The organism is Rhodococcus sp. Chr-9, assembly GCF_000801125.1.
Classification (GTDB): domain Bacteria; phylum Actinomycetota; class Actinomycetes; order Mycobacteriales; family Mycobacteriaceae; genus Rhodococcus; species Rhodococcus pyridinivorans.
Window position 1 is genome coordinate 107,341 of the sequence record NZ_JTIZ01000140.1, and the last position, 10,579, is coordinate 117,919.

General features: G+C 68.3%; 11 protein-coding genes and 2 pseudogenes. 6 read left to right on the top strand and 7 right to left on the bottom strand.

The features are described 5' to 3' along the window. Positions 1-30: 30 nt before the first annotated feature. Positions 31-903 carry a helix-turn-helix domain-containing protein gene (locus QR64_RS24985; RefSeq protein ID WP_006552873.1) on the top strand — a complete coding sequence of 291 codons (873 nt, stop codon included), beginning with the start codon at positions 31-33 and terminating at the stop codon, positions 901-903. A gap of 155 nt (positions 904-1,058) precedes the next feature. Then, a complete protein-coding gene (locus QR64_RS24990) occupies positions 1,059-1,334 on the top strand; it encodes a hypothetical protein (protein WP_006552872.1) in 276 nt (91 codons plus the stop codon). Positions 1,335-1,412: 78 nt separating this feature from the next. On the opposite strand, the gene QR64_RS24995 is transcribed toward QR64_RS24990, so the two are convergent. After that, the gene (locus QR64_RS24995; RefSeq protein WP_039587782.1) at positions 1,413-2,192 is read right to left on the bottom strand and encodes a maleylpyruvate isomerase family mycothiol-dependent enzyme; all 780 of its coding nucleotides are present in this window, start codon (positions 2,190-2,192) and stop codon (positions 1,413-1,415) included. Between the two features lie 57 nt (positions 2,193-2,249). On the opposite strand from QR64_RS24995, the gene QR64_RS25000 reads away from it, so the two are divergent. Continuing rightward, positions 2,250-2,687, top strand: coding sequence for a PPOX class F420-dependent oxidoreductase (locus tag QR64_RS25000; RefSeq protein WP_372477601.1), 438 nt, complete (start codon positions 2,250-2,252; stop codon positions 2,685-2,687). A gap of 78 nt (positions 2,688-2,765) precedes the next feature. Here the strand turns inward: QR64_RS25000 and QR64_RS25005 are convergent, their stop codons facing one another. Further along, positions 2,766-3,728 carry an Acg family FMN-binding oxidoreductase gene (locus QR64_RS25005; RefSeq protein WP_039587795.1) on the bottom strand — a complete coding sequence of 321 codons (963 nt, stop codon included), beginning with the start codon at positions 3,726-3,728 and terminating at the stop codon, positions 2,766-2,768. 104 nt (positions 3,729-3,832) lie between these two features. Here QR64_RS25005 and QR64_RS25010 point away from each other — a divergent pair, with 104 nt between their 5' ends. After that, a complete protein-coding gene (locus QR64_RS25010) occupies positions 3,833-4,030 on the top strand; it encodes a DUF4177 domain-containing protein (RefSeq protein WP_006552868.1) in 198 nt (65 codons plus the stop codon). Between the two features lie 90 nt (positions 4,031-4,120). Next, complete coding sequence (locus QR64_RS25015) at positions 4,121-5,725, top strand: MFS transporter (RefSeq protein ID WP_039587784.1); 1,605 nt, start codon at positions 4,121-4,123, stop codon at positions 5,723-5,725. Between the two features lie 64 nt (positions 5,726-5,789). Here QR64_RS25015 and QR64_RS25020 read toward each other — a convergent pair whose 3' ends face one another. Both QR64_RS25020 and QR64_RS28970 read right to left on the bottom strand, forming a co-directional pair. Further along, positions 5,790-6,272: a flavin reductase family protein gene (locus QR64_RS25020; RefSeq protein ID WP_006552866.1), complete on the bottom strand. Its 483-nt coding sequence runs from the start codon at positions 6,270-6,272 to the stop codon at positions 5,790-5,792. Then, positions 6,269-6,534, bottom strand: a pseudogene (locus tag QR64_RS28970) (hypothetical protein). Before QR64_RS28970 ends, QR64_RS25020 begins: the two are co-directional and overlap by 4 nt. A 136-nt stretch (positions 6,535-6,670) precedes the next feature. On the opposite strand from QR64_RS28970, the gene QR64_RS25025 reads away from it, so the two are divergent. After that, the gene (locus tag QR64_RS25025; protein WP_033098021.1) at positions 6,671-7,330 is read left to right on the top strand and encodes a DedA family protein; all 660 of its coding nucleotides are present in this window, start codon (positions 6,671-6,673) and stop codon (positions 7,328-7,330) included. A 4-nt stretch (positions 7,331-7,334) separates the two neighbouring features. On the opposite strand, the gene QR64_RS25030 is transcribed toward QR64_RS25025, so the two are convergent. From QR64_RS25030 to QR64_RS26355, 3 genes and pseudogenes are all read right to left on the bottom strand, one after another. After that, the gene (locus tag QR64_RS25030; protein ID WP_039587785.1) at positions 7,335-8,144 is read right to left on the bottom strand and encodes an energy-coupling factor transporter transmembrane component T family protein; all 810 of its coding nucleotides are present in this window, start codon (positions 8,142-8,144) and stop codon (positions 7,335-7,337) included. Beyond that, positions 8,141-10,138 carry an ABC transporter ATP-binding protein gene (locus QR64_RS25035; RefSeq protein WP_200886540.1) on the bottom strand — a complete coding sequence of 666 codons (1,998 nt, stop codon included), beginning with the start codon at positions 10,136-10,138 and terminating at the stop codon, positions 8,141-8,143. The genes QR64_RS25030 and QR64_RS25035 overlap by 4 nt, the downstream gene beginning before the upstream one ends. 49 nt (positions 10,139-10,187) lie before the next feature. Further along, positions 10,188-10,418 (bottom strand): annotated as a pseudogene (locus QR64_RS26355) (DNA polymerase IV); the annotation flags it as partial. Positions 10,419-10,579 lie beyond the last annotated feature (161 nt).

A 10,579-nucleotide genomic window follows, 5' to 3' on the forward strand; every position in this document is an offset into this window, starting at 1 on the left:
ATACTGACGACCGGCGAGCGTGAGGTATTGATGAAACCCGACGGCGGCGACCCCCTCGGCGGTCACGACGACACCGACCGTGTCGGCGGTCGCGACGACATCGAACGTGCCCACCTGAAGGATCCGCACGACGCCTCGCACACCATCCACCGTTATCCCGCCGCTTCCGACCTCACGGATCTGATGCAGCGGTACTGGATTCCCGTGTGGTCGGTGCCGGCCGGGCGGGAGGCACCCCAGCGGGTGCTGCGCTATCCGGTCTGCCAACTGGTGGTTGCGCACGATTACGCGCGCTTCTACGGTGTCGAACACGGACTGTCCACGGTCACCCTCACCGGCGAGGGCTGGGCGGTCGGGTCCATGCTCAGCCCGGCGGCCGGGGCACTGATCACGGGCACCTCGCTCGCGGCGTTCACCGACCGGGCCGTCGACCTCACCGATGTCCTCGGCGATGCCGGCGCGCGTCTGATCACGCGGGTTCGGGAGGCGATGGCACACGGCCCGGACTCTCGCGAGTCGCACCGCGCCGCGACGGAGGCGTTCGACGACGTGCTGCGCGCCCATCTGCCGATCGATGAGGAGGGGCGACTGGTCAACCGGGTGGTGGCGTTCGTCGAGGAGAACTCCGACGTCCTGCGGGTCGAGCAGGTGCGCGCGGAGTTCGGTCTCGGCGAGCGCGCGCTGCAACGCCTCGTCCAGCGACGGATCGGGCTGACCCCGAAGTGGCTGATCCAGCGGCGGCGACTGCAGGAGGCCGCCGGTCGCCTGCGCGAGAAACCCGGTTCGTTGTCGGAGGTCGCCGCGGTCCTCGGTTACGCCGACCAGCCGCATTTCGTACGTGATTTCGCGAGGGTCATGGGCATGACGCCGGGCGCGTTCGCGGCTCGCTACGGCGGTGGATGATCGCCCTTGTCCGACAGGTCCGTCGGATTCGGGCGGGTGTACCACATAGTGGAAGGTCCTAAACCTGCGACGCTTCTCGATCAGGTGAATGTAACGAAGCGCACAGTGAAGACGACCTACCTGTCGAAGCACGAGAAGGAACGAAGGGGTTCACCGTGGGACACGACCGCCTACTTTTCATCGGACGTCCGGATGCGGACGAGGTCGCACACTGGAGCACTCTGCGCGAGCTCGCTCCTCAGCGAGGATGGAAGCCCACCCGGACGTTCGAGCCCGGCGAAGTCGCCTGGGCCGTCGCCGCCGGTAGCGCCTTCGAGCAGTCCGGACCGATCGCCGAGGTGATCCATTCGCTGCAGGAAGCTCATATTCCCTGCACCAGCGCACTCGACGCGATCCGCCACGCGTACTCGGCCTCGCGCCTGTCGGTCTAGTTCATAGGTGGGGGCCGCGTCTCGCCGTCGCGGTGCGACTACTCGGGCCCGTCGCGGTGCGGCCACCCGCTGTGCGTTCTATCCGAAGGGACTGACGTCGAGCCAGGACGCCAGGAACCCGGAGTCGCCGAAGACCTCCACGTCGGCTGCGCCCACAGCGCGCCGACGATAGAGCACCAACAGCAGTTCCGTCAGCGGGCCGCGTACCGCCACGGCACTCTTCTCGTGGGCATGCCGCCACGCGAAGTCCTCGCCGGACAGGTCCACGACCCATTCCGCCGACGTGTCCGTCGCGTGGAAATGCAGCGTCCGGTCGGGTCCGTGCAACGCGCGGTGCCGTTCGACATCGAGTCGTGGCCAGGTGACGACCGCCAGGTCGAGCCATTCGTCCACGCAGTCCACCGCAAGATCGTGGGCCGGCTCGAAGTCCGCTCCCAGTGCGAGTGCAGCGTCGGCGCGATGCACCACGGTCTCGTGGGCGAAGCGTCGGGCGAAGAACTCCGGGGTCTTCTTGCCACCCGGGATCGGTGTCCACACCCGCATGTTCGGACCGACCTCCCGCAACGCGGCCCCGAATTCGCGCGCTCCTTCCCGTAACCACGGAATCAGCTCGTCCGGATCCTCGTCGACGTAGTCCGCCAACTCCCGCATCGCGCGGTCGGTGCGCGGCATCGCCCCTTCACCGCGGACCGCCTCGCTCGCCCAGCGGTGGCCGTAGCCGATGTGTCGGGCGAGCTGACCGAGGTTCCATCCCGGGCACGACGGCACCGGTGTGGTCATGTCCTGCCCGGCCAGTGAGTCCACCAGCAGTTCCGTCTGTTCGACGATCTCTCCGCAGTAACGCGCGTAGTCCAGCATGCCTACCCTTCGTGCTCGGCCCGATACCCGCCCCGATTCTGCACGGTCGGCCGTAGGCTGGGCGCCATGCCGGCCGACGAGAGCGCACTCGAAGCCCTGTTCCCTCCCACCGGTGTCGCTGTGCTCGCGACGATCAAGCGCGACGGGCGACCCCAGTTGTCGAACGTCACCTACCGGTACGAGCCCGCGACCCGCACGTTCTCCGTCTCCATCACCGACGACCGGGCAAAGACCCGGAACGTGCGCCGCGACCCGCGTGTGAGCCTGTTCGTCGACTCCGACGACAAGTGGTCCTACGCCGTCGCGGAGGGCGAGGCCGAGCTGACGCCGGTGGCCGCGGACCCCCACGACGACACCGTCGAGCAGCTCGTCGAGTTGTATCGAGCGGTGCAGGGCGAGCATCCGGACTGGGACGACTTCCGGGCCGCGATGGTCGCCGATCGCAGGTTGCTGCTGCGTGTACGGGTCTCCCGCTTCTACGGCACCGCCCGCTGATCCGGGCTTTTGTTGTCCTCGAACGATTCTGGTGGTTTCGACGTCGCTGAGCTCGGTCGGGAACACCGAAGTTCGGGATCAGGATTGCTTGCGGAACAGAATCGCGGAAGTCGGACGGCGCGGCGTCGCCGCATCCGGACCCGGTCCCGCGCGTACACCGACCCGGATCATCACTTGCGGCACGCCCTCGATGCGGGCCGTTTCCCGCAGGAACGCACGTGAGGATTCGGATTCCGTCAGGTGCGTGACGGAGCAGGTGGCCAGTCCACGGGCGGTGCACGCGAGGAGCACGGCCGATAGGGCTTCACCGCTCCGCAGCCAGTCGAGCCGCGTGTCCGTCGTGGTCGACAGGAGAAGTATCGCGGCTCGGTCCTCCGTCTCTGCCGACTCGCCGGTCGCGTTGCCGGGAGGGAACTCCCGCTCCGTCGCTACCGTGCGCCGTCCCGGTGGGAGTGCGTCCGGAGGTATTCCGTCCGGGTACATCCCGTGCCCGGCCCACCAGGAAAGTTCCGTCTGGTAGGTCGCATCGGAGCGACGCTCACCGCCGATGCGACGGGACAGCTCTTCCAGTGCAGGTCGCTCGTGTTCGGCGATGGCACTCAGGCGGACACCCGCGGGCTCGACGAGCATCTGCAGAGCGCTCTCGGTCCGAGCCCACTCCTGCGGAGCCCCCATCGGTAACCGCTCGGTACGTCGGCAGCCGATCGCCTCTGCCATCCGGAGGTCGGTGTCGGTCACCGCGTCAAGTCGGCGGAAGCGCAGCGTCGCGAGACAACGACGATTCGTCGCGTCCGGCATCCGTTCGACCACCGTGGCCCAGTGCCGGGCGGTGAGCGCCACCCGCAGATGGTGCAGCACTGCTCCACAGGACAACACCATCTGACGACCGGACGGATCGGTGGCCGGAAGGATGCGATCACTGTCGCTGAACAGCGCAAGCTCGTCCGCGTCCAGAGTCCACCGCCACGGCTGGCTGTTGTGAAGCGACGGCGCGCGACTCGCGAGCGCAACTGCCGACTCGAGAGTCCGACGGTCCGGCATCGTCTCCACTGCTGCCTCCGGGTTTCGAAAACGTCACCTTCCAGTGTCACGTACAGCCGTCGGATTTCGACGAGATTCTCGCGGGACGACCGTAAGCTGAACGGGTGTACTCGTACAAGGTGATCGAGATCCGCGAGGGCATGCTCGGCGGGAAGATGTCCGGCGGCAAGCTCGAGAAGATCCTCAACGATCATGCCCGAGATGGGTGGCGCCTGAAGGCGATCACCTCCGCCGACATCAAGGGACGGATCGGTCCCGGTGGCGTCGAGGGAATGCTCGTGACGTTCGAACGCGAAGAATAGAAGTCATGTCGCAGCGGATGCCGGTGCCCACCGGTAGCGGCAGTAGCTCCTGTCGGCCGTTGCCGGCGACCTGAGCCGAAGGACGGACAGGTGTCGTCGCAGCCGGAGGTCCGCTCGGGTTCGACACTGGTACTCGCAGTGCTGGCGTCGGGCCAGTTCCTGATGACGCTCGACAGCTCGGTGATGAACGTGTCGATGGCGACCGTCGCGCAGGACGTCGGCACCACGATCACCGGCATCCAGACCGCGATCACCCTCTACACCCTGGTGATGGCATCCTTGATGATCACCGGCGGGAAGGTCGGCACGATCCTCGGTCGACGTCGCGCGTTCGGTGTCGGACTGGTCATCTACGGCATCGGCTCGTTCACCACCGGACTCGCCCCGAACCTCGCGGTCCTACTGGTGGGCTGGTCGTTGCTCGAAGGCATCGGCGCGGCCCTGATAATGCCGGCGATCGTCTCGCTCGTCGCGGCCAACTTCGCTCCCGAGCGACGTGCCGCAGCGTACGGTCTGGTGGCGGCGGCCGGTGCGTCGGCAGTGGCTGTGGGGCCGTTGCTGGGCGGGGCCGTCACGACGTTCGCGTCGTGGCGCTACGTCTTCTTCGGTGAGGTCGTCCTGGTAGTGCTGATCCTGCTGGTGCTGCGCCGCATCGAGGACGTTCCCCCTCACCGCGTCCACCTCGACCTCGTGGGATCCGCACTGTCCGTACTCGGTCTGGGATCCGTCGTCTACGGCGTCCTGCGTTCGAGCGAATGGGGCTGGGTGCGGGCCGAGCCGGGCGCACCCGCCGTACTGGGTCTGTCCCCGGTCATCTGGCTTCTCGTCGCGGGCTCGCTGGTGCTCTATGCATTCATGCGGTGGCAGAGCGCTCTCGTCAGCAAGGGTCGCGACCCGCTGATCGATCCGGGGCTGTTCGCCAACCGACAGCTCGTCGGTGGTCTGACGATGTTCTTCGCACAGTTCGCGGTGCAGGCCGGAGTCTTCTTCTCCGTCCCTCTCTTCCTGTCGGTCGTACTCGAACTCAGCGCAGTCCAGACAGGTGTGCGGATCCTGCCGTTGTCGATCGCGCTGGTGCTGGCCGCAACGGTGATCCCGAAAGTGCGACCCCACGCCGATCCCCGACGCGTGGTGCGTATGGGTCTGGGTTCGATGATCCTGGGGATCCTGATCCTCGTTGCCGGTATGGACCCGGGTGCCGATGCGGCCGTGGTGTCGATACCGATGTTGTTGATGGGTCTCGGCCTGGGAGCGTTGGCGTCCCAGCTCGGCGCGATCACGGTCTCGTCGGTACCGGATTCCCAGAGCGCCGAAGTCGGCGGTGTGCAGAACACCGCAACGAATCTCGGGGCGTCGCTGGGCACCGCACTGATCGGATCGATCCTGATCGCCACCCTCACCACATCGGTCGTTGCCGGAATCGAGGACAACTCCGACATCCCGCCGTCGGTGCAGCAGCAGGCGACGACCGAGCTGGCCTCCGGTGTGCCGTTCCTGTCCACGACCCAGTTGCGGGCCGGGCTCGACGAGGCGGGTGTCGACCCGTCCACAACGGAAGCACTCGTCGCGGTCAACGCCGACGCTCGACTCGAAGGGCTACGCGCCGCGTTCGCTGTGACAGCGCTCCTCGCGATCGCGGCGCTGTTCGGAACCGGACGGCTGCCGCGACGATCGGTCGGAACACCACCGCCCTAGAGAACTTCGGTGGTTCCACCCGCGCTGAGCGGGGGTGGAACCACCGAAATCGATCGTATGCAGGTCAGGACGCGAGCAGTCGACGGAACGAACTGCGGTGGAACACGATGGGTTCGACATCGGCGTCGGTGAGCAGTTCGTTGATGCGCAGTACGACGATCGCGTGGTCGCCCGCCGGAACCTCCTGCTGCACAGTCACGTCCATGCGCACGCTCGTGCCCGAGACGAACAGCGCGCCGCCTTCGCGGCTCTCGATGTCGATCCCGGCGAAGCGATCGCCGTTCTTCGCGGCGAGCACCCGCGCGGCACCGTCGTGCTCCTCGCTCAGCACGCTGATGCCGAGATGCGGGAGCGACGCCAGACGCGGCCATGTGGTCGAGGTGTTCTGTACGCAGAACGAGACGAGCGGCGGATCGAGCGACACCGGCACGAAAGTGCTCGCCGCCATCCCGATCCGCTCTCCGTCCATCTCCGCGCAGATCGCGACGACGCCCGAGGGGACGTGCGCGAATGCCTGGCGCAGAGACGGTCCGTCGAGAGTGGTCATGAGGCGGCCTCGTTTCGAAGTGCGGCGGACAGCACCGACGACCAGCGTTCGGCGTAGTCCGCAATACGGATCTCGGTTGTGTAGGTCGAATCGTGAAGATACAGGCCGGGGGCTGGGCATAGCGCCCCAGTTCTACCACCGAGTGTGATCACATCCACAACGTGATCGGGCTCTCGTCCGGTGAGGGCCGTGGCGCGGCGTGCCCGGCGGCGAGGGTGCGGGACGCGAGCTTCGGGTTGCCCGCGACGACAACGATCGTCACTGGAGATCACCTTCCGGATCGGCCCTCGGGGTGGAGAGCGACATTCGCCGCCATCCTTCTCGCCGATCGAGCAGACCGGAACTGTTTCGATCCGTACGAGCGGAAACCTCGACGACCCCTCGGTAGGGTCGGGTGGATGAGTGTCGCGGATTCACAGTCAGCCCCCACGGACGGTCTCGCAGGATGGGCGCTCGAGTTGATGGATCGCCTCGGCGGTGTCGGCGCCGGCATCGCGATCGCTCTCGAGAACTTCTTTCCGCCGCTTCCCAGCGAGGTCATCCTGCCGCTCGCCGGGTTCGCCGCGAGCCTGGGCAGTTTCACCCTGTTCGGTGCGCTGTTCTGGACGACCCTCGGTTCCGTGGTCGGCGCTCTCGGTCTCTATTCGATCGGCCGTTGGGTGGGTGAGGACAGGATTCGCGCGGTCATGCGGAAGCTTCCACTCGTCGATGTCGAGGACCTCGACCGTTCGACCGCCTGGTTCCAGCGGCACGGACGCAAGGCCGTCTTCTTCGGCCGGATGGTGCCCGTCTTCCGGAGCCTCATCTCCATCCCCGCCGGTGTCACACGGATGCCGATCTGGCAGTTCCTCGCGTTCACCACCGCGGGCAGCCTCATCTGGAACTCGATCTTCGTGCTGGCCGGTTATCAGCTCGGCGAGAACTGGAGCGCCGTCGAACCGTACGCCTCGGCGCTGCAGTACGTCGTGATCGCCGTCGTCGTGGCGGTGATCGGCTACGGGATCGTCCGGCGCATCCGCTCGCGTTCGAAGGACACCGCTTCGCACAACCGCAACTGACGGGTCAACCCCACACGGTGATCGCCGTGCACGCGCCTGCCACGACCAGCACCGTCAGGACGTCCCCGAGCCGCAGTCGCAGCGGCCGGCGGGTCGCCGATCGAGGACCCCGGCGGGTCGCCGATCGAGGACCCCGGCGGGTCGCCGATCGTGGTCCCCGTACCGCCAGCGCGTCGCCGAGATCGCGGACCTGGCGCATGGATACCGACACCACCGCGCCGACGGAGTCGGCCACCTCCTGCCACCATCCCGCCGGAGTGCGGATGCCGGGCCGGCCGCGGACCTTGCGCGCGGCGAACAGCACCCGCATCTCGGCGCGAACGGTCGGCAGCATCCGCAGCGCCAGCGCGCACACCGTCACCCATTCGTCGACGGGTAGCCGTAACAGTCGCAGCGGGGCGAACAACACGGGCAGGGCGTCGACGAGGTCGGACAGTCGCGTCGTCCACCCGACCAGCGACGCAAGGACCAGCAAACCCACGCCGAGCAGCATCGTCCGGACGTAGGCGGTGAGCCCGCCACCCGCTGCGTTGAGGACCAGGCCGACGGCGAGGACCGCGAACACCCACCACGGAATCGTCGGGACCACCCCGCGCGGGATCCGTGCGACGAGCACACCCACGACCAGCACGCTGAGCAGGATGCCGAGTCCGGTCCAGCTCGGAGCGAAGCTCGCCGCCACCGACAGCGCCGCTGCCGACAGGACCTTCGTGCCGGCCCACACCCGGTGCAGGGGTGTCTCCCGAGGCACGGGCCGCAGCAGGATGATCGGGCGCCGCTGGCGTGTGCGCGTGCGTGTGCGTGTGCGACTCATGCGATCACCGCTCCCGTCTGCTCCACGATGCGTCCGTCCTCGAGTACCACGGTGCGTGAACACACCTCTTCCATTCCGTGCAGGTCGTGGGAGATGACGACGACGGTGACGTGCTCGACCGCGCGTAGATGGGCGAGGATCGACACGACCTCGCGGCGGCCCTGCAGGTCCAGTCCGGCCAGCGGTTCGTCGAGCACGAGCACCCGCGGGGTGCGGGCGAGTTGGGCGGCGATCGCGACCCGCCGCATCTCGCCTCCGCTGAGCCGGTCGATCGGCCGGTCGATCAGTTCGGGACGCAGACCCACCCGGTGCAGGACGGCGGCGACGTAGCCGCGGTCGGTGTGCGGAAGCCCGGCCACCTCGGAGATCTCCTGGGCCACGGTCGGTCGTTGCAATTGCAGCCGTGCCTGCTGGAAGACCATGCCCACTTCTCCGTGCAGATCGGCCGTCGGGGTGTCGTGCAGCACGGCCGTTCCGCGCGTGGGGCGCATCAGTCCGGCGACGATCCACGCGAGCGTGGACTTGCCCGAACCGTTCTCCCCGACGACCAGTACCCCTTCACCGCGGCAGATCGTCAGCGACACGTCGCGCAGCGCGGTGTGTGCCCAAGGTGTGCCGGCCGCGTAGATGTGCGTGACGTCGCGCAGTTCGAGGATCGGCTGCGGGAAGGACGGGACGGTAGCAGGCACCGGCGCCGGGGGTGGCGGCGCCGCGACCCGCGGGACGATCCGGCCGTCGGCGATGTGCACGATCCGGTCGGCGGCGCGGGCCTCGTCGTCGAGGTGGGTGACGAGCACGACCGCGATGCCCTCCCGCGCGGCGTCGGCGAGCAGGCGGATCAGGTCCGCGCGGCTGTCGGCGTCGACCATCGCGGTGATCTCGTCGGCGATGAGCAGTGCGGGTCGCCGGGCGAGTGCGCCCGCCAGTGCCAGTCGCTGCAGTTGCCCGCCGGACAGATCCTCCGTGGCGCGATCCTCCATTCCGACCAGGCCGACGCGGGCGAGCAGATCGTCGACGTCGACGTCGTCGATCCCCCACCGCAGGTCCTCGGCGACCGTGCGACCGAGCACCTGACTCTCGGGATGCTGCAGGATCATCGCGGTGCCACCGGGTCGTCCCGGACCGACGGACCCGGGCCGGTCGATCAGGCCGACGGTCGGCTCGAGTCCCGCGAGCAGCCGCACGAGTGTCGACTTGCCCGAGCCGTTGCCGCCGACGATCGCGACGAACTCTCCCGGCCCGATCGTGAGGTCGATGTCCGAGAGGGCGTCGCGGTCGGTTCCCGGATACCGGTAACCGACGAGCCGCAGTGCGACGGGAAGCGGAGCCGGGTCGGCGGTCGGGTCCTGCTCGGGCCAGTCGACCGACCGGGTCGCCCACGTGCTGCGCAGGGCCACCACGCGGAAGATCCCGAAGCACAGCAGTGCGGTGCCCACGGTCCCGACCAGCACCGCACCGCCGATCCACACCCACCACAGCCGCACCATGATCTCGAGGGTCCGTTCCCAGGTGTCGACGAACTGCTGCCCCGCACCGGCCACCTCGAACGCCCGGAGCGTGCCGCGCATGGATGCTTCGAGCGCCTCGAGCAGCAGCACCCGGGTCCGGTCGAACAACAGCAGCAGACCGCAGGCGGCGGCCGCGAGCAGCAGCCCGGCCGGGACGGATCCGGCCAGCACCACGAACACCGCCGCGTGACCCCACCGCCTGTGCGCGAACCCGACGAGCGTTCCGATCCCGGAGAGGACGACGACCGCGGCGACGGCGAACGGCCCACCGGCCACGAGCGCAACGACCCCGGCGGCGACCGTCGCAGCGACGATCGCGCGCAGGCGGCCGGTGGCGGCGAGGAAGGCGACGGGGAGCGCGACGAGCACCTGGGCGACTCCGACGGGTATCAGTCCCGCGACGACCGACAGCACAGCCGTCAACGTCCCGAAGACCGCCGCTGCGGCGGCCTCCGGTGGTCGTAGAGGTCCCCGTGTCCTGGTCACCGATCGCACCGGGTCCAGTCTGCCAGCCGCTAGTGCGACCGCACGTTCCCGCGTCGGGGATCTTGCGCACGGCGACCCGCAGTGGCATCCCCGATCCCACCCCGTGCTCGCGCGCCTCGTAGGAGGCGGTGGAGACCACTCCGCGCGCGGTGGGATCGCCGCGACCGCCGACCACCACCGGCCGGCCCGCCAATTCCGGATTGCGCAGAACCTCGACCGCGGCGATGAACTGGTCGAGGTCGACGTGAAGGACCCACTGGTCGATGCCGGGCGTGCCCATGCCGACAACCGTAGGACGCTCGCCACGGGTGCGGGCCCGGATTCCGGGTGAGCGGTGCGGATCGACCGAACAGTCCTTGCCTCGAGCATTCGCTACCGCTCTTGCCGTCCGCTATGGCAATTCGGAAGTTGTCAACCTGTCTGAGACAGATGGGTGATGTT